The following is an 18,561-nucleotide window of genomic DNA, read 5'->3' on the forward strand; positions in this document are numbered from 1 at the left end:
TGGTAAAAAAAGACCGTCCGGATGGTACAGTAATTATAGAGCGAATTAATTTAATAGATAGATGAAAGGAAGGAATTTAATGGCAAATAAGGTTTTACTAACGGCAGCAGTTACCGGAGCAGGAGAAACAACAGCAAAAAGTTCTCATGTTCCAGTAACTCCAAAAGAAATTGCAGAGGCAGCAATTGAATCAGCAAAAGCAGGTGCAACGGTAGCTCACGTTCATGCTCGTGATCCTAAAACTGGGGGAATTAGCCACGATGTTAATCACTACCGCGAGATTGTCGACCGGATTCGTGACTTTGAAACTGATGTAATAATCAATATTACAGCTGGAGGTGGCGGTGACTTTATCCCTAGCTTAGCGACACCAGCTGCTGGTGGAAATGGAACCGATATCCAAACGCCCGAAGAACGACATCAGCCGGTAGGGGATCTACTTCCAGAAATGTGTACGTTAGACTGCGGGTCAGTTAATTTTGGCAACATGATATACATAAGCCCCACCGATTGGTTAAGAGAACAAGCGAAGTTAATTCAGGCAAGTGGTGTCAAACCTGAGCTTGAGTGTTTTGATACAGGTCATCTGCGGTTCGCTAAACAATTAATTGCAGAAGGATTAATTGATGATAATCCGATGTTTCAATTTTGTCTAGGTATTCCTTGGGGAGCAGAAGCAGACGTGGAAACCATGATTTATATGAAGGATAGACTTCCTGAGGATGCCCACTGGTCTGCATTTGGTATTGGTAGAATGCAAATGCCAATCGTGGCACAAGCAGCAATGCTAGGTGGAAATGTTCGGGTAGGGTTAGAAGATAATCTCTATTTATCAAAAGGTGTATTTGCTCGAAATGATCAACTCGTTGATAAAGCTGTTGATATGTTAAATGGAAACGGTGTGGAAGTGATGACACCTAAAGAAGCTAGACAACAATATGGCTTAAACATCCCAGGTGGAGGAGATAAGTAATGAATGAAATGAAAAGAGTGGCAGTGATAGGTACAGGTGTTATTGGTAATGGTTGGATTGCCAGGTTCTTGGGACAAGGATATGACGTTATTGCTTTTGATCCAGCTGAAGGAGCAGAAGAAAGAACACGTCAAGTTGTTAAAAATGTTTGGTCATCTATCGAGCAACTAGGTCTTAAAAAGGGTGCATCGCAGAATCGTTTAACGTTTGTTCAAACAATTGAAGAGGCTGTTGCAGATGCTGATTTGATTCAAGAAAATGTACCTGAACGTCTTGATGTTAAAAAAAGCGTGTTAACGAGCATTGACCAATACGCAAAACCTGAAGCAATTATTGGTTCTAGTACATCTGGAATAATGGCTTCTACGTTACAAGAGGGCTTAACGTATCCAGGCCGTGTGATTGTTGCACACCCATTTAATCCAGTTTACATTTTACCGCTTGTTGAACTTGTTGGTGGCAAAGCAACAGATGCTAGTGTGATGGAACGTGCAAAGTCTTATTATCAATCAATTCAAATGAAGCCGCTTGTTATAAATAAGGAAATTGAAGGACATGTTGCCGATCGTTTAATGGAAGCATTGTGGCGTGAAGCACTACATCTTGTTAATGACGGAGTAGCAACAACGGAAGAGATCGACGCAGCAATCATTTATGGTGCTGGATTACGTTGGGCCCAGATGGGACCATTTTTAACCTTCCATTTAGCTGGTGGAGACCAAGGCATGCGTCATATGCTAGAGCAGTTTGGTCCGGCGCTTAAACTTCCATGGACGAAGTTAGAGGCTCCTGAACTAACGGAAGACTTAAAAGAAAAAGTGATCGAAGGCTGTGAAAGTCATGCTGGAGATGCAAGTATTTCTGAGCTTGAAAGTAAACGAAATGAATTTCTGGTAAAACTTCTTGATTTAGTAGAAGACTACTGGCCAGAATCTAACAGTCTAGTAAAAAAATAACCACTTTCAAAAAGGAGGCGTAACTAATGGAGAACAAGCCGTTTCTTTATCAAGACCATGTACAAAGTGATTGGGTTGACTATAACGGGCATATGAATGACGCAGCCTATGCAAAGGTATTTAGTCTAGCGGTAGATTCATTGATCTGTTTCATTGGTTTAGATGCGGAGGCTCGCAATCATTATGCCTATACCATTTACACGTTAGAAACGCACCTAAGTTATTTACAAGAAGCAAACAAGGATGAAGCGCTTGATGTAACTGTGCAACTAATCGATGTTGATCAGAAACGTCTACATGTATTTTTCACGATGAAAAATACTTCGGGTGATGTAATTGCAACGAGTGAGCAGATGTTAATGGGGATGGATACGAAACAGGAAAGACCTGCTGCTTTTCCGGCATCTGTTGCAGAAACAATTGAAACTATCTGGAATGAGGATAAACAATTAGAGTCTCCGAAGCAAGTTGGTAGACGAATTGGAATAAAGAGATAGGAACATCATATCCAATAGTCTTAGATGACGAACTATTGGTTAAAGGGATTTTCAGTAACGAGAGGGGAATGTTGATGAATAAGATTGAAGTGAATAATTTGACGAAGATCTTTGGTTCTCATCCCAAGCAAGGGCTTAAGCGATTGAGAAATGGAGAACAAAAGGACGATATTCTAAACGATACAGGGATGACCGTAGGTGTTAACCAAGCAAGTTTCACTGTTAAAGCTGGCGAAACGTTTGTCATTATGGGTCTATCTGGTAGTGGAAAATCTACATTAATTCGATTAGTTAATCGGTTGATTGAGCCTACCGATGGCGAAGTTTTAATTGATGGAGAAGACATTACAAAGATGGATAAATCGACCCTAATTGAAACAAGACGTAAGAAGTTAGGAATGGTCTTTCAAAAGTTTGGCTTATTGCCCCATAGAACCGTGTTACATAATGTTGCCTATGGTTTAGAAATCCAGGGTGTAAGTAAGGAAGAAAGAGAAGAAAAAGCAATGCAAACGATCGACGATGTTGGTTTGAAAGGCTATGAATCTAGTTATCCAAGCCAATTAAGTGGTGGTATGCAACAACGCGTTGGTATTGCCCGTGCGCTTACCAACGATACCGACATTTTGTTAATGGATGAAGCATTCAGTGCTTTAGACCCGATTATTCGAAAAGAAATGCAGGATGAACTGATAAAGCTACAAGATAGATTAGGGAAAACCGTGTTATTTATTACCCATGATTTAGATGAGGCTTTAAAACTTGGTGACCGGATTGCAATTATGAAGGATGGAAAAATTGTTCAAATTGGAACACCTGAACAAATTTTAGAGAATCCAGCGAATGATTATGTGTCTAATTTCGTTAAGGACGTCGATCGTTCTAAGGTATTAGAAGCACATCACGTGATGAAGAAACCAGAAGTACTATCGACATTTAAGGATGGTCCACGTGTCGCTGTTAGAAAAATGGAAGAAGTAGGCGCATCAAGTATTTTCGTTGTCGATAAAGAAAAGAATTTCAAAGGCTTGTTAACGATTGATGACGCGATTAGAGCTTACAAAGAGAATATCCCAATGGAAGATGTTCTAATTGTTGAGGATATTTATTCAACTACGACAGACACTGCCTTAAATGATTTACTTGGAATTGCTGTTGATGCAAAATATCCAATTACCGTAATAGAAGATGGAAAGTTACTTGGAATAATTTCGCGTGTTTCGATACTTTCAGGATTAGTGCTTGGTAAAGAGAAAGATGAGGTGGTATCGCCATGAATTACTTCCATTTCCCTTTAGAAGAGTGGACAAATAATTTTGTCAATGGTTGGTTACTCCCAGAAATGAGTGGCTTCTTTGATAGCATCAGCGTGGCACTCAGCTCATTCATTGATGGTGTAACGAATTTACTAATTGCCATACCGGCAGAAATTTTTGCTATTATATTAATTTTACTAGCATGGAAGCTTGCTGGTAAAGGTATTGCGCTGTTTACTTTAGTTGGATGTCTTTATATTGGTTCTGTTGAACTTTGGACAGAGACGATGCAAACAGTGGCCATTGTAATTGTTTCAACAATTATTTCGGTCATTATCGGAGTTCCGGTTGGAATTATTAGTGCAAAGAATAAAGTTGTTGATCAAATTGTAAGACCGGTACTCGATTTTATGCAGACATTACCTATTTTTGTTTATTTAATACCAGCAATATTACTTTTTGGTCTTGGCGGTGTACCGGCAGTTATTGCAACCTTTGTATTTGCGACTCCACCGGCAGTACGAATGACAAGGCTTGGAATCAATCAAGTTCCAGAAGAAGTAGTCGAGGCTTCAAGAGCATTTGGATCAACACCATGGCAATTATTATTAAAAGTTCAGCTTCCACTCGCAGTACCTACGATTATGGCTGGGGTGAATCAAACGATCATGCTAGCACTATCTATGGCTGTCGTTGCTTCGATGATTGGAGCGCCAGGACTTGGCTCGGCAGTATTAGCAGGAATATCAACGGTTAACGTTGGTCTTGGGTTAACTGCAGGATTAGCAATCGTTGTCATAGCAATTATATTAGACCGAATCACACAAGGTTTAGGACAAAAATTTTAATAAATATATGAGGAGAGTTATTATGAAAAAACTATTATTTGGTACGATCAGTGCATTATTACTAGCATTAATTGTTGGTTGTTCACAAGATGGAGAAGCATCTAAAGAAGACAGTCAAGAAGAAACGGAACAAACTCAGACAATTACATTGGGAGTAACTCCGTGGACAAGCACTGTACCTCCAACAGAAATTGCAAGTATCGTTCTAGAGGATATGGGTTATGAGGTAGAGCAAACACAAGCTGATGCAGGAAGTGTTTACATTGGTCTTTCACGTGGTGATATTGATGTATTCATGGATGCTTGGCTTCCTGTTCATGACGTATATTTAGAGAAGTATTCTGACTCGATAGCAGATACAGCAATGAGCTATGATAATGCTGATGCGGGTTGGGTAGTTCCAACTTATATGGAAGATATCAATTCCATTGCAGATATTAAAGGTAAAGAAGATCAGTTTGGTAATGAAATGTACGGGATTGAAGAAGGTGCAAGTGTGACAGGGATTATTGACGAACTAATTGAAGGATATGGTTTAGATATGGAGCAGGTCAACTCCTCTGAAGGTGGAATGATTGCTCAAGCTATGCGTAAAATGGAAAACGAAGAGCCGGTCGTTTTTTACGGATGGCGTCCACACACGATGTTCAACAAGTTTGATATTAAAGTAATTGAAGAGGACCAAGGATACTTTGAGACAGCTTCCGTTCATGTTGTTACAAATAATGAATTGGAAGAAAACGCTCCGGATGCCTATGAGTTTTTAAGCAATTGGAATATCTCCATTGATGAAGTGGAAAAAATGATTGTGAAAATTGAAGAAGAAGGTATGGAAAAAGAAGAAGTAGCCCAGGAATGGATAGATAACAATCAAGATAAAATAAATGAAATGCTTGATGAATAATAAGTCTAAATTAGTCTGTGCTGACAAAGATGTCAGCACAGACCTATTTTTATATACTATGTTTTTTGATAATTAGATAAACGAAAGGGAAGATGATGATGACTGATCGTAATCAAATAATGGTTGATAGAGATGTTCCTTGTACGGTTAGGGATGGTGTTACGTTGTATGCCAATATTTACCGTCCGAACACAACTGGTAAATATCCAGTCCTTCTAACACGGTTACCTTATAATAAAAATCTCCCTGATTTCTCTCATCGTTACATAGATCCAATCCGAATGGCTATGGAGGGCTATGTCGTAATCATTCAAGATGTCAGGGGGCGGTTTGCTTCTGAAGGGGGGTTTGAACCGTTTGCCAATGAAGGCAAAGATGGCTATGATTCGGTAGAATGGGCTGCTAACCTATCCTATTCTAATGGAATGGTGGGAATGTTTGGTTTATCCTATTATGCTTTTACACAACTATATGCGATGGTTGAACGTCCACCTTCATTAAAAGCAATCTTTCCAGCGATGACGGGAAATATTTCTAAAGAAGCGTTCGGTAAAAATGGTGTACTTGAATTAGCGGCAGCAGAAACATGGATACTGGATTCAATAGCACCTGATTATTTAAAGCGAAAACAAGGAAGTGAATATGGGGACACTTTAAAAGAAATTACCAACGATTTGAACCAAATTGAAGATTGGCATCGGTTTACACCAATTAATGAATGGCCACCAGTTATGAAACATCCAGAGCTGAAGGAAATATATAGCAACTATATTACTCAACAATATAATAAAAAGGCAATGGCCAATGCTGGTCAGGACAATCGAGCTGGATTAGGTGTTCCTGCTTATCATCTTGCCGGCTGGTATGATAACTTTTTAGGGCAAACACTAACAAATTTTCAAGAGATGAGCCAAGCTAACAAGAAGCAAATGTTAATTATCGGACCATGGGGTCATGGGATGTTTAACTCTGAGCTTGGTGAACGTTCTTTTGGTGTCAACAGCGCTGGGGCTTCGATTGACGGCAAGGATGATATCACATCACTTCACATAAAATGGTTTGATCACTGGTTAAAAACAGATAATGATTCGCTTTTAAACGATGAGGATCCAGTTAAAATCTTTGTAATGGGCGAAAATGTGTGGCGTTCTGAAAGTGCGTGGCCACTTAAACGGACAGTCTATACTCCTTACTATTTTGATAGTGATGGAAAGGCAAACACTGAAATGACTTCGGGAAAATTAACGACCACCTTACCTGAAAAAGATGAACGTGATACCTATATCCATGACCCAGAACACCCTGTGCCAACAAATGGTGGTGGCGTGCTATTTTATAATGGTAAAGGAGCAGGGCCACTAGACCAATCAGAGCTAGAAAAAAGAGATGATGTCGTAGTATATACGTCGGAACCATTAAAAGAGCGGTTAGAGGTAACTGGTTGGGTTAAAGTCGTTCTCTTTGCCTCAACAGATGTGAAAGATACTGATTTCACTGCGAAATTAGTTGATGTTTTACCAGATGGTAGAGCTTATAATCTAACCGATGGGGTAGTTCGTGCGAAGTTTCGTAATGGTAAAGAAGAACAATCAAGCTTAAATGGCGAAGTTGTTAAGTATGAAATTGATTTATGGGCAACAAGTAATGTATTCTTGCCGGGGCACTCAATCAGAATTGAAGTTGCATCAAGCGACTTTCCTAGATATGATGTGAATCCAAATACCGGAAATACAACACTAGATACCGCCTTTTTAGTGAAAGCAAAACAAACGATTTATCACCAAACCGACTATCCATCACATGTAGTTCTACCTGTAATTCCTAGTTAGGGAGATTGTTAAAACCATTTCCACAAAATTAAATCGAAAGTAAAAAGTCCAGTAACCTGCTAATAGGTTACTGGACTTTTGTTTAATGGTAATAAATTATAAAGTTTTGCGCTTCAATGTCTAGCTCCGGGGCCTAGCCGGAAATAAGTGGTTTGCTTATTTCGAATGCCCCCACCTAAGGTCCCTGAGTCAAGCCTCTCTGTGGCAAAGAACGCCACATAGAGGTTCGTCTTATTGCCCTAGGCTAACAAGGCGCCCTGCGCTTTTCTTATTAATTATTATAGAAAATTGGCGATCCTGGTCCAAGGTCAATACCAAGTAGCATCCAAATTATGAGCATGATTGTCCAAGCAATCGTGAAGAAGATCGTATAAGGAAACATAACTGATATTAACGTACCAATACCCATATTCTTATCATACTTTTGTGCAAAGGCAATGATAATCGCAAAATAGGTCATGAGTGGCGAGATGATATTTGTTGTTGAGTCAGCAATTCGATAAGCCATTTGTGTCATTTCTGGTGAGTAACCGAGCTGCATCATAATTGGAACAAATACAGGCGCCATCATCGCCCATTTGGCTGAAGCACTACCAATAAATAGGTTGATAAATCCTGAGATTGCAATGAATAAAAGGATTAGCGGTATCCCTGATAGATTAATGCTTTGAAGGAATTCGGCCCCATAAACTCCGATTAAAAGTCCCATATTTGATTCAGCAAAAAAGGAAACAAATTGACCAGCGGTAAATGCTAAGACAATAAACATTCCCATGGTGGCCATTGTATCTGTCAGGTGATTGGCAACGTCTTTATCATTTTTGATATTCTTTGTTACCATTCCGTAAACTAGTCCTGGGATGAAAAATAGAATCGTAATAATTGGTACGAGTGAATCCATGAATGGTGATTGAATAATTCCGCCATCATCAGCTCTTAGTGGAGCACCTTCTGGAACAATCAATAATGCTGTCACCACTAATCCAAGTAAGATGGCAACGCCAGAATAGATTAGTCCTTTTTTCTCAAGTGGTTCAAGGCCTTTTAAGTCTTCTTTATATTCTCCCTTATAAGCACCCAACCGTGGTTCGATGACTTTTTCTGTTACCCAAGCCCCGATGAAGGTAAGTAAAAATACGGAAACAATTATAAAGTAATAGTTCATCGCGATGTTCATTGTCTCTGCATAGGCAGGATCAACAATTTTTGCTGCTTCAATTGTCATATTGCCCAGCATCGGGTCTGTTGCTGATAAAAGCAGATTGGCACTAAAACCAGCGGAAACACCGGCAAAGGCTGCAGCTAAACCTGCTAACGGATGTCTACCAAGAGCGGCAAAAATAACGGCGCCTAGCGGAGGTAATACTACGTATCCAGCATCAGATGCCACACTCGACATAACACCAGCAAAAACTAAGCCCGCTGTTATTAAGCTTTTTGGAATCGATAATACAAATCCGCGTAAGCATGCACTAATTAAGCCTGTTCGCTCAGCTAGTCCAATTCCAAGCATTGTTGCAAGAACAACGCCAAGAGGTGCGAAATTAATAAAGTTATCAACCATACTGGTGAACATATATTGAATACCTTCTACGCTAAGTAGGTTCATTACCTCGATCATTTCACCGTCTTTACCAGGATGTTCAACGCTAACTCCGGTGGCAGAGATTAAAGCAGAAAGTAAAACAACAGCCAGAGCCAGAATAGCAAACAATGTAACTGGGTGGGGAAGTTTATTCCCTAAAAATTCGATACCATCCAAACCGCGTTGGAGTAGCCCGTTTTGTTTCTTTTTCATTAGATATAGTCTCCTTTCGTCCTAAAGAAAGTATAAGAATAAAAATGTTCTGATAATTTCAGGTTAAAATAGGGTTCTTTTTTTTCAATTAATATAGTATAAAGCGGTTTGACCGAAATTTAAATACATCTATAAAAAGTCCGAAAAGTAAATTAATTTAAATCTGATTTATTAGTTAAAAAATTATGTGGTTTTCGGTCGATTTCATAAAATGAGTGTTTTTTACCTGCATACTTTAGGGTAGTAGTATAAAATACATATAAAACCTGATATTAAATGAACATACCGAGTTTTAAAAATACGTGATTAATTTTTAGATAAAAAGCTAACAGTAAGTTTAAGAAAGGGTTGTTCAAATGGACTTTTACCGTAATAGTACTGAAGATGTTTTAAGGCAGACTGAATCATCAAGAGAGGGGTTAACACCCGAAGAAGTGAAAAGACGTCTCGAACGAGATGGATATAATGAGATAGAGGACAAGGAAAAAGTTCCGGTTTGGAAGCTTTTTTTAGAAACACTGAAAGATTCGATGGTTATTGTCTTATTAGTTGCTGCTGGTGTGCAATTAATTCTCGGGGAAATGGTTGAGTCGATCATTATTTTTATTGTCATTCTCCTCAACTCGGTTATTAGTGTTGTACAGACAAGAAAAGCTGAGAGCTCACTTGATGCACTGCGTGATATGTCAGCACCAGAAGCAAAAGTAATCCGTGGTAAGACGAAACAAACGATTGCTGCAAAAGAACTTGTCGTTGGCGATATTGTTTCACTTGAAGCAGGTGACTTTATCCCGGCTGATGGTCGACTATTTGAGAGTGGATCATTAAAGGTAAACGAAGGAATGCTTACTGGCGAATCAGAAGCAGTTGAAAAGCACACTGAAAAGATTGAACAAGAAGCGGTGCTAGGTGACCGTAGAAATATGGTGTTTAGTAGCTCACTTGTTGTTTATGGTCGAGGAACGTTTGTTGTTACTGGAACAGGTGAAAAGACAGAAGTCGGTAAAATTGCTGATATGCTGTCAACTGCTGAGCAAAAACAAACGCCATTGCAGCGTAAATTAGATGTATTTAGTAAGAAGCTTGGAATTGGAATCCTACTATTATGTATTGTGATTTTTGCGGTCGAAGTAGGAGGTATATGGTTTGGTGAGACGGAAGTTGATACAACTACAGCTATTCTAAATGCATTAATGTTCGCGGTTGCTGTTGCTGTGGCGGCAATACCAGAAGCGTTACAATCAATTGTTACCATCGTCATGTCAGTTGGTACCAATAAAATGGCAAAACAACATGCGATTATTCGAAAACTCCCTGCTGTTGAAACGTTAGGTTCTACTAGTGTGATTTGTACAGATAAAACCGGAACGTTGACGCAAAATAAAATGACTGTTACGAATTACTTTGTCGGGAATGACTCAAGTGAGAGTCTGCCGGATAGTCCGGATGATTGGAGTAAGTCGGAACAGTTGCTCGTTACTATTGCAGTGCTCTGTAATGATTCTTATATTAATAATGAAGGCAAGGAGGTAGGCGATCCTACAGAAATTGCTTTAATTAATTTCTCGAATGAAAATAATCAAGATTATAATGAGACTCGAGAAAAATTTGATCGCGAAGCTGAACTGCCGTTCGACTCAGAACGGAAACTGATGTCGACACTTCATACGATTGATGATCGAAAGCTGTTGCTAACTAAGGGCGGACCAGATGTAATGTTCGAACGCGCTAGCTACGTATTGGTTGATGGCGAAGAACAACCAATGACAGATGAATGGAAGAACCGCTTTAGAAAAGCGAATGAAGATTACTCAAAGCAAGCTTTACGAGTACTAGCATATGGATATAAGCATTTTTCAAAGGATAAAACAACAATTGATCACGAGGATGAAAATGTTCTTGTCTTAGTAGGTCTAACTGCAATGATGGATCCACCACGTGAAGCGGTTTATGGTTCAATTGAACAGGCAAGAAAAGCAGGGATTCGTACCGTTATGATTACAGGTGACCATAAAACGACTGCAGAAGCAATAGGTCATCAAATAGGACTAATGGACGATGATGATATCGCACTAACAGGACAGGAACTTGACGGAATGTCAGACGAAGAACTAGACGAGAAACTAGAACAAATCGCTGTTTACGCACGTGTATCGCCAGAAAACAAAATCAGAATTGTCCGTGCGTGGCAAAAAAATGATCGGATAACAGCGATGACAGGGGACGGTGTCAATGATGCGCCCGCCTTGAAGCAAGCAGATATTGGCATTGCGATGGGTAGTGGAACCGATGTTGCCAAGGATTCATCAGCAATGATTTTAACCGATGATAATTTTGTTTCGATTGTTAATGCTGTCGGTGTTGGCCGAACTGTATTCGACAATATTAAAAAGGCGATTGGTTATTTATTCGCAGGTAACTTGGGTGCGATCATTGGAATTTTGTTTGCAGTAATTGCTGGTTGGACCAGTCCATTTACCGCGCTTCAACTTCTGTTTATCAACCTTGTTAATGATTCCTTACCAGCGATTGCGCTAGGTATGGAAAAAGAAGAACCAGATGTAATGAACCGGAAACCGCGTGATATTGATGAAGGAATTTTCTCTGGGAGAACCCTACAAGCAGTTATTACACGTGGGCTCCTGATCGGTCTTGCCGTTATTGTTTCGCACTTCATTGGGCTGCAGCATTCAGCTGAAATGGGTGTCGCAATGGCGTTTACAACTTTAATCCTGTCACGAACACTCCAAACATTTGCAGCTCGTTCAATTACACAGACTGTATTTGGAGCAGGATTCTTTAGTAATAAGTATGTAATTGGAGCCGTTGCTGTTGGTTTCGCACTCTACACGATAACAATCCTGCCATTCGCTCGTGACGTTTTCTCTATTCCAGAGACATTCGGTTTTAACGAGTGGTTAGTTGCAACAGGAATTGCTCTTGGCTCTGTCGTACTGATGGAAATTGCTAAATTAATCCGAAACCGGGTATAGGGCGAGTGCATCGCCTAAGGCTTTTGCCTTTTGATCCAAAGTAGAAAACCCGTCACCTAGATGATAAAAGGGTGGCGGTTTTCTTTGTTCTTTTTGGCTATTTGTCTTAAAGTGGGACAAGGGGACAGGTTTTCTGTCCACAGCCATAATTAGTAGTAACAGATGTGAGTTAGATTTAATTATTTAGTAGTCATAGGGAGTAGTGAGTTATGAGTGAATTAAAAGGTAAACAGATTGGTATTGCAGCAGATAAACAAGCGGATGCAATCGGGATCATCATTAGTGACAAAGGTGGAAATCCTGTTATCAAATCGATTCAGGGAAAAAGATTATTGAACAAAAAAAGTGCAGAACAAGATGTTAACCATTTAATTGAAAATCGATTTGATTGGGTTATCCTTACAACGGGAATTGGTGCAGAAGCATTGGAGCATGCCGCTAAAAGACTAGGCCGAAAGAATGAGTTTATCGAGGCTTTGAGACAAGCTAACCTAGCTATTCGTGGAAATAAGACAAACAATTGGTTGGAAAAGTGGGGATTAAAACCAACTTTCCTTACTCCAGGTGGAACGATGACTGAGTTATTAGAGTACTTAGATGGTCATGAAATAAGTGGAAATCAGTTCTTCTTTCAGGCATACAATAAAGATGAACAAGACGTGGTCAATCAAATTGCAGCACTACCGGTAACTTTGTATCACTCGATGCCTTATTTCTACCTTCCACCAGATGAGGCAATAGTGGAGGACTTAAGAACACTAGTCACGGATAAAACTTTGGATGCAATTGTTTTTACAAGTAAAACACAAGTGCAAAACCTGTTTTTAAATGAGGCAGAGAAAAGTGATTTAATAGAAGCATTTGGAACAGATGTCCTGGCAGTCGCTATTGGTCAAGTTACAGCAGATGAGCTAAAGAAACACGGTGTCGAACGTGTATTAGAATCAAATAACTCTAAGTTGGGTGCAATGATTATTACTCTTGCAGATTATTACGAACAACAATCAAGTATTTAAATTGAAACGGGTTTTGATATAACATGTAAACAAAAAACCACCTTTTTGCAATAAAATGCAATAAGGTGGTTTTTTAGATTAATATGCAGTATCAACCACGATTCTTAGGTCGAAAACGAGAATTACTGATCATCCATGTTAAACCATAGTGGGTCTTTGTTATCAACATCACCATTATAGTTAATTAATATCTCTTCGCCGGCCTTTATATCTGTGTGAGCAAAGAATTTAAATGTGTGGCTTTCAAAGCTAATATCATAATCAGCATTTGGTTGATAGGAATGGTTAAAGAGCATACCATAACCAAGGACAACCGCAGTATGGTTTTTTCCATATTCATAGACGTAGTCATCAAGTACAGTTTGTTCAATGAATTCATGCTCGTGATTCGGGTAAGGAACTACCGGAGCTTCATGAATAAGTTCTCCTTTTTTAATATCACGTGTAGCAAACACACCTCGATTGAATTCCCCGTCGCTTAGTTTAGAAGTTTTTATCTCAATCATTTTAGTCACCTGCTGATTCTATTATATTTTTATTGTTATCCCCAGTTTGCCAGTTGATAAACTCGAAAGCAACTGGTTAAACTTAACAAGCTAAATAAAAGCGCATTCATGTTTTTAATCCAATTATATTCTCTTAACTATTTTCTGAATGCCAAGCTATTAAATAGGAAACGATACTAGTAAAAATCACAGGAGGAAGATAAATGAGAAATATCCAAGCATATTTTAAAACAGAAAATGATGCAGAATCTGTCAGGGCAAGTCTTGAGTCAATTCACGTCGAGAATGAGTCTGTTGAAAGAATTCCTACTGACCATCATGAGTTAATAGAGATTATCATAGATATATTCAAACCAGAATCCAGAGAAGATGAATTCAGCCCCTATCTAGTTCAATTTGATGTTTCAGAAACTGATTTTGAAGAGGCTAGTAACATTGTGAAAAATAATAGAGGTTATATAGGTGCAAAGTAAAGTACAAAGAGCATGAAGAGAATTAACAATGCTCTTTATTCTTTTTTGAAAAAAATTATTCTTTGAATATTTCCCCTAATAAAAAGTTAATTGGAATTATATGCAATTTTCATTTGAAAATCAATAAAAAAAGGTGCTGGTAAATAATAACCAGATAAAAATTGAGAATATAGTAAATAGGTAGGGCTGTTCAGTTTTTTAAACTTTAATAAGTAGGCATGGACGAATGGTGCTAATTTACTGAATTAGCAAAATATGCAAAAACTTAGTTTATCTGGTAGATAAAGGAAGTTGTGATAGTTATAATGAAAGTGCTTACAAATGAGGTCGGATTCTATACTGTATAGAATCCTTTTAGTTTGTTGGTGACTTTTTTAAAAAAGGAGGTTTGGTTAGAACAGTCATATAACATTACAAAAATAGAAAAGGAGTTTTTAAATGTTGAAAGTTCTACGAAAACCCATTATTTCAGTACTAGCTGCATCCTTAATTTTACCGGCCGGAGCTAATATAGCTTATGCTGAGGAGGTGACTAAACCAGTTAGTGCATTGGAGGTGAATCCGTTAGAAAGTAGATATCAAGATTCTTTCGCAATAGGAGCTGCTGTTGAGCCTTACCAACTGGATGGAATTCAAGGCGAAATGTTAAAACACCATTATAGTAGTATTGTAGCTGAAAATGTAATGAAACCTATTTCAATTCAACCAGAAGAAGGAAAGTTTAACTTTGAAGAAGCTGATAGAATTGTCGAGTTTGCTAAAGAGAATGATATGGAAGTACGTTTTCACAACCTTGTATGGCATAGTCAAGTGCCTGAATGGTTCTTTATCGACAAACAAGGTAATGAAATGATTAATGAAACAAATCCTGGGAAACGTGAAAGGAACAAAAGGATTTTGCTGAATCGCTTAAAAAAGCATATCAAAACAATAGTAAAGCGTTATAGAGATGATATAGATGCTTGGGACGTTGTCAATGAAGCAGTTAATGATAACGGAGAACTACGTAAGAGTAAGTGGTATCAAATTACTGGTACAGAGTACATTAAAACAGCTTTTGAAACAGCTAGAAAATTCGGTGGAGAGGATGCAAAACTTTTCATCAACGATTACAACACTGAGGTGCCAAATAAAAGAGATGCTCTGTATGGCCTTGTTAAGGACATGTTAGAACAAGGCGTACCAATTGATGGAGTCGGACATCAGGGGCATGTTCAAATAGGCTGGCCTTCAATTGAAGACACTAGAGAATCAATTAACATGTTTGCTGACCTTGGGTTAGATAACCAGATTACTGAGTTAGATGTTAGTCTTTATGGCTGGCCGCCAACTGGTGAATATAAATCTTATGATGAAATTCCAAATGAAGTTCTAGAAGAACAGGCGGATCGTTATAACCAGTTATTTGAATTATATGAGGAATTGGATGATAAAATCAGTAGTGTGACATTCTGGGGTATTGCAGACAATCATACGTGGTTAGATGATCGTGCACAAGAGTACAGTGATGATGGATTAGGAATAGACGCTCCATTCGTTTTTGATGAAAACTTTAATGTGAAACCAGCTTATTGGGAAATTATTGATTAATAAATTTCTCGTTAACTAAACAATGGAAACCTAGGGTCAGCTATCCCTAGGTTTCCATTGTTATTTTTGGGCAGGTTCTCTTTACTATTGCTTCTCAATCCTCCAAATTCCTGTAGCATACTCCTGAATCGTTCGATCGCTTGAAAACTTTCCGGAATGGGCAATGTTGATAAGACTTTTCGATAGCCACTTTGATTCATGTTGATAGGCTTGATCGACGAGTTGTTGTGTTTCTACATACCCATCAAAGTCTTCTAGAATAAAGTAAGGATCATTGGTAGACAGAATATGGTAATAAATATCCTTAAACTCTAAGTCTTGTTGACCAAATATTCCATCTCGTAACTGATGTAAAATTCGGCTGATTCTTTCATCATTTTGATAGGTTTCGTTGGCACTATACTCACCATTTTGATAATAGTTGAAGACCTCTTCGGAACGAAGTCCAAAAATAAAGATATTTGGATCACCGACTAAATTTTTAATTTCAATATTGGCTCCATCAAGGGTTCCGATGGTCAAGGCGCCGTTCATCATCATTTTCATATTTCCTGTTCCTGATGCTTCTTTGCCTGCTGTTGATATTTGTTCACTCAAATCAGCTGCGGGTATGATTTTCTCTGCTAAGCTGACGTTATAATTTTCAAGAAAAACGACCTTTAGTTTTCCTTTTATTGAAGGGTCATGATTGACGACTGATGCTACTGTGTTGATTAACTTAATCACTTCTTTAGCAAAATAATAGCTAGGTGCAGCTTTTGCTCCAAAGATAAACGTTCTTGGCACAATGTCTAGTTGCGGGTTTTCCTTTAACTCGTTGTACAAATAAATGACATGAAATATATTAAGTAACTGACGTTTATATTCATGCAATCGTTTAATTTGGACATCGAAAATTGACTGCTCATCGACAACAATTCCAGTTGCTTTATGGATGTACTTCGCTAAATCTTTTTTGTTTTGTTGTTTAATTTGTCCGAGCTTTTCTAAAAATGGACGGTTCTTAGTATAACGTAGTAAATGCGTTAGTTCCCTAGGGTGTTTGATCCATCGCGAGCCAATTGTCTCCGTAATTAAATTTGCTAGACGTGGATTAGCCATCACTAGCCAGCGCCGATGAGTGATTCCGTTTGTTTTGTTGTTAAAACGATTTGGATATAGTTTGTAAAAGTCCTTCATTTCTTGTGTCTTTATAATTTCGGTGTGTAACTTAGCAACTCCGTTAACACTGAAGCTACCTACAATAGCAAGTCTGGCCATATGGATTTGATTGTCAGCGATGACAGCCATGTCCGGAATTTTATCACGCAACTCGGGATGATCGAACCAAATTCCCTGACAAAAGCGCTCATTTATTTCATCAATAATCATGTAAAGTCGTGGTAAAAGAGATTTAATCATCGCAATCGGCCATTTTTCGAGTGCTTCGCTTAAAATTGTATGATTGGTATAGGCGAAAACCTTTGTGGTAATACGCCAAGCAGTATCCCAGCCAAAACCTTCCTCATCCATTAACATTCTCATTAATTCTGGAATTGCTAAACTTGGATGTGTATCATTAATTTGGATGACAACGTAGTCTGGTAGATGAATTAAGGATTTACGCACGTTTGATTTATAGTCTTTAACGATACTTTTCAGACTGGAGATGACGAGGAAATACTGCTGTTTAATCCGCAATCGTTTTCCTTCTTCACTTGAATCATCTGGATAGAGAATTCCAGATATTTGTTCGATTGAATGGTTGTGTTCTAAATGTCGGTAGTAGTCTTCAGTATTTGATTGACTAGAAACAAAAATAGGTTCAGCGCTCCATAAACGTAGTGTGTTGACGACTTGATTTTTATAGCCAACAACTGGTACGTCATAAGGAACAGCAAGAACTTTATCGGTGTTTTCGTACTTACACTCAAGTGATCCATCATTGCGTTTAAGCATATGTACAGTTCCGCCAAACTCGATATATACTGCTTCTTCATCACGTCTTGTTTCCCAAGGATAGGGGTTTTTCAACCAAAAGTCGGGAAGTTCTGTTTGATAACCATTAATAAAACGCTGCTCAAACATCCCGTAGCGATAACGGATTCCGTAACCATGGCCAGGATAATGAAGTGATGCCATCGAATCTAAAAAACATGCTGCTAATCTGCCTAAACCACCATTACCTAAACCGGGATCGCGTTCTTGTCTGTACACTTCAACAGGATCAAATCCTAACTTGACCAGAGCCTGATTACAACTTTCCCACATACCACTATTGAGTAAATTACTTTCTAACAACCCGCCGATTAAGAACTCCATTGATAAATAGTAAACTTGTTTAGGATTGTTTTTTTGATAGCTTTCTTTTGTTTTAGTCCAGCTGCCAGTTATTTCTTGACTGACAATTGCACTGACAGCGTAGTAAACTTCATTTATTGTTGCCTCATCAATTTTCTTTTCGTACTGGGATTCTGTTTTACTAACAATTGCTTGAACAAACTCATCTACATTCCATTTTGTCAAAGCTTATTCTCTCCTTTTTCCTCATTAACGCAGGCTAGCGTAGCTAATAATCAACTTCAAAATTCAATAATTCTACCATCAATGAAGATGTTCATTGATGGTAGAATGGTCTTTTGAAAATGTCTGTTACTCGACCCACCGAAATATTTGTTGCTTATGGCACAAAAATTATAGAATGCGCGCTCACCCTAGTTTCATTCTCACTCAGCGTCCCGGAATGCGCACTCACCCCGGATTTATTCTCACTCGTCGTCCCGGAATGCGCACTCGCCTTGGATTCATTCTCACTCGTCGTCCCGGAATGCGCACTCACCCCGGCTTTATTCTCACTCAGCGTCCCGGAATGCGCACTCACCCTGGTTTTATTCTCACTCAGCGTCCCGGAATGCGCACTCGCCCCGGATTCATTCTGACTCA

General features: G+C 38.7%; 14 protein-coding genes. 11 read left to right on the forward strand and 3 right to left on the reverse strand.

All coding sequences use genetic code 11. The features are described 5' to 3' along the window. The first annotated feature begins 79 nt into the window (after positions 1 to 79). The 7 genes from LD272_RS17375 to LD272_RS17405 all read left to right on the forward strand — a co-directional run bounded on the left by LD272_RS17375 (position 80) and on the right by LD272_RS17405 (position 7,263). Positions 80 to 973, forward strand: coding sequence for a beta-keto acid cleavage family enzyme (locus LD272_RS17375; protein WP_226037874.1), 894 nt, complete (start codon positions 80 to 82; stop codon positions 971 to 973). 8 nt (positions 974 to 981) lie between these two features. After that, positions 982 to 1,929: a 3-hydroxyacyl-CoA dehydrogenase NAD-binding domain-containing protein gene (locus LD272_RS17380; protein WP_439647409.1), complete on the forward strand. Its 948-nt coding sequence runs from the start codon at positions 982 to 984 to the stop codon at positions 1,927 to 1,929. 26 nt (positions 1,930 to 1,955) lie between these two features. Then, complete coding sequence (locus tag LD272_RS17385; RefSeq protein ID WP_226037876.1) at positions 1,956 to 2,426, forward strand: thioesterase family protein; 471 nt, start codon at positions 1,956 to 1,958, stop codon at positions 2,424 to 2,426. 74 nt (positions 2,427 to 2,500) lie between these two features. Continuing rightward, a complete protein-coding gene (locus LD272_RS17390; RefSeq protein WP_226037877.1) occupies positions 2,501 to 3,703 on the forward strand; it encodes a quaternary amine ABC transporter ATP-binding protein in 1,203 nt (400 codons plus the stop codon). Then, positions 3,700 to 4,530 (forward strand): ABC transporter permease, encoded by an 831-nt coding sequence (locus LD272_RS17395; protein ID WP_226037878.1) that lies wholly within the window; start codon positions 3,700 to 3,702, stop codon positions 4,528 to 4,530. Before LD272_RS17390 ends, LD272_RS17395 begins: the two co-directional genes overlap by 4 nt. A gap of 22 nt (positions 4,531 to 4,552) precedes the next feature. Beyond that, positions 4,553 to 5,434, forward strand: a complete 882-nt coding sequence (locus LD272_RS17400; RefSeq protein WP_226037879.1) for a glycine betaine ABC transporter substrate-binding protein — start codon at positions 4,553 to 4,555, stop codon at positions 5,432 to 5,434. Positions 5,435 to 5,532: 98 nt separating this feature from the next. Then, the gene (locus LD272_RS17405) at positions 5,533 to 7,263 is read left to right on the forward strand and encodes a CocE/NonD family hydrolase (RefSeq protein ID WP_226037880.1); all 1,731 of its coding nucleotides are present in this window, start codon (positions 5,533 to 5,535) and stop codon (positions 7,261 to 7,263) included. 271 nt (positions 7,264 to 7,534) lie between these two features. Here the strand turns inward: LD272_RS17405 and LD272_RS17410 are convergent, their stop codons facing one another. After that, positions 7,535 to 9,061: an AbgT family transporter gene (locus tag LD272_RS17410; RefSeq protein ID WP_226037881.1), complete on the reverse strand. Its 1,527-nt coding sequence runs from the start codon at positions 9,059 to 9,061 to the stop codon at positions 7,535 to 7,537. A 356-nt stretch (positions 9,062 to 9,417) separates the two neighbouring features. Here LD272_RS17410 and LD272_RS17415 point away from each other — a divergent pair, with 356 nt between their 5' ends. After that, positions 9,418 to 12,054 carry a cation-translocating P-type ATPase gene (locus tag LD272_RS17415; RefSeq protein ID WP_226037882.1) on the forward strand — a complete coding sequence of 879 codons (2,637 nt, stop codon included), beginning with the start codon at positions 9,418 to 9,420 and terminating at the stop codon, positions 12,052 to 12,054. Positions 12,055 to 12,263: 209 nt separating this feature from the next. Continuing rightward, positions 12,264 to 13,070: a uroporphyrinogen-III synthase gene (locus tag LD272_RS17420; RefSeq protein WP_226037883.1), complete on the forward strand. Its 807-nt coding sequence runs from the start codon at positions 12,264 to 12,266 to the stop codon at positions 13,068 to 13,070. Between the two features lie 122 nt (positions 13,071 to 13,192). On the opposite strand, the gene LD272_RS17425 is transcribed toward LD272_RS17420, so the two are convergent. Then, the gene (locus LD272_RS17425; protein WP_226037884.1) at positions 13,193 to 13,576 is read right to left on the reverse strand and encodes an SET domain-containing protein; all 384 of its coding nucleotides are present in this window, start codon (positions 13,574 to 13,576) and stop codon (positions 13,193 to 13,195) included. Positions 13,577 to 13,779: 203 nt separating this feature from the next. On the opposite strand from LD272_RS17425, the gene LD272_RS17430 reads away from it, so the two are divergent. Together LD272_RS17430 and LD272_RS17435 are read left to right on the forward strand one after the other, a co-directional pair. Continuing rightward, positions 13,780 to 14,049: a hypothetical protein gene (locus tag LD272_RS17430; RefSeq protein ID WP_226037885.1), complete on the forward strand. Its 270-nt coding sequence runs from the start codon at positions 13,780 to 13,782 to the stop codon at positions 14,047 to 14,049. A 438-nt stretch (positions 14,050 to 14,487) separates the two neighbouring features. Continuing rightward, positions 14,488 to 15,639: an endo-1,4-beta-xylanase gene (locus LD272_RS17435; RefSeq protein ID WP_226037886.1), complete on the forward strand. Its 1,152-nt coding sequence runs from the start codon at positions 14,488 to 14,490 to the stop codon at positions 15,637 to 15,639. An 84-nt stretch (positions 15,640 to 15,723) separates the two neighbouring features. Here LD272_RS17435 and LD272_RS17440 read toward each other — a convergent pair whose 3' ends face one another. Continuing rightward, entirely contained in the window at positions 15,724 to 18,144 is a 2,421-nt protein-coding gene (locus tag LD272_RS17440) for a glycogen/starch/alpha-glucan phosphorylase (RefSeq protein WP_226037887.1), read from the reverse strand. Positions 18,145 to 18,561: the final 417 nt, after the last annotated feature.

This window comes from Aquibacillus saliphilus (assembly GCF_020404745.1).
In the GTDB taxonomy this organism is placed as follows: Bacteria; Bacillota; Bacilli; order Bacillales; family Amphibacillaceae; genus Aquibacillus; species Aquibacillus saliphilus.

Excerpts from the sequence above, each read along its gene's own strand:
- LD272_RS17375 (WP_226037874.1), top strand. The coding sequence starts at position 80 with ATGGCAAATAAGGTTTTACTAACGGCAGCAGTTACCGGAGCAGGAGAA.
- LD272_RS17380 (WP_439647409.1), top strand. The coding sequence starts at position 982 with ATGAAAAGAGTGGCAGTGATAGGTACAGGTGTTATTGGTAATGGTTGG.
- LD272_RS17385 (WP_226037876.1), top strand. The coding sequence starts at position 1,956 with ATGGAGAACAAGCCGTTTCTTTATCAAGACCATGTACAAAGTGATTGG.
- LD272_RS17390 (WP_226037877.1), top strand. The coding sequence starts at position 2,501 with ATGAATAAGATTGAAGTGAATAATTTGACGAAGATCTTTGGTTCTCAT.
- LD272_RS17395 (WP_226037878.1), top strand. The coding sequence starts at position 3,700 with ATGAATTACTTCCATTTCCCTTTAGAAGAGTGGACAAATAATTTTGTC.
- LD272_RS17400 (WP_226037879.1), top strand. The coding sequence starts at position 4,553 with ATGAAAAAACTATTATTTGGTACGATCAGTGCATTATTACTAGCATTA.
- LD272_RS17405 (WP_226037880.1), top strand. The coding sequence starts at position 5,533 with ATGACTGATCGTAATCAAATAATGGTTGATAGAGATGTTCCTTGTACG.
- LD272_RS17410 (WP_226037881.1), bottom strand. The coding sequence starts at position 9,061 with ATGAAAAAGAAACAAAACGGGCTACTCCAACGCGGTTTGGATGGTATC.
- LD272_RS17415 (WP_226037882.1), top strand. The coding sequence starts at position 9,418 with ATGGACTTTTACCGTAATAGTACTGAAGATGTTTTAAGGCAGACTGAA.
- LD272_RS17420 (WP_226037883.1), top strand. The coding sequence starts at position 12,264 with ATGAGTGAATTAAAAGGTAAACAGATTGGTATTGCAGCAGATAAACAA.
- LD272_RS17425 (WP_226037884.1), bottom strand. The coding sequence starts at position 13,576 with ATGATTGAGATAAAAACTTCTAAACTAAGCGACGGGGAATTCAATCGA.
- LD272_RS17430 (WP_226037885.1), top strand. The coding sequence starts at position 13,780 with ATGAGAAATATCCAAGCATATTTTAAAACAGAAAATGATGCAGAATCT.
- LD272_RS17435 (WP_226037886.1), top strand. The coding sequence starts at position 14,488 with ATGTTGAAAGTTCTACGAAAACCCATTATTTCAGTACTAGCTGCATCC.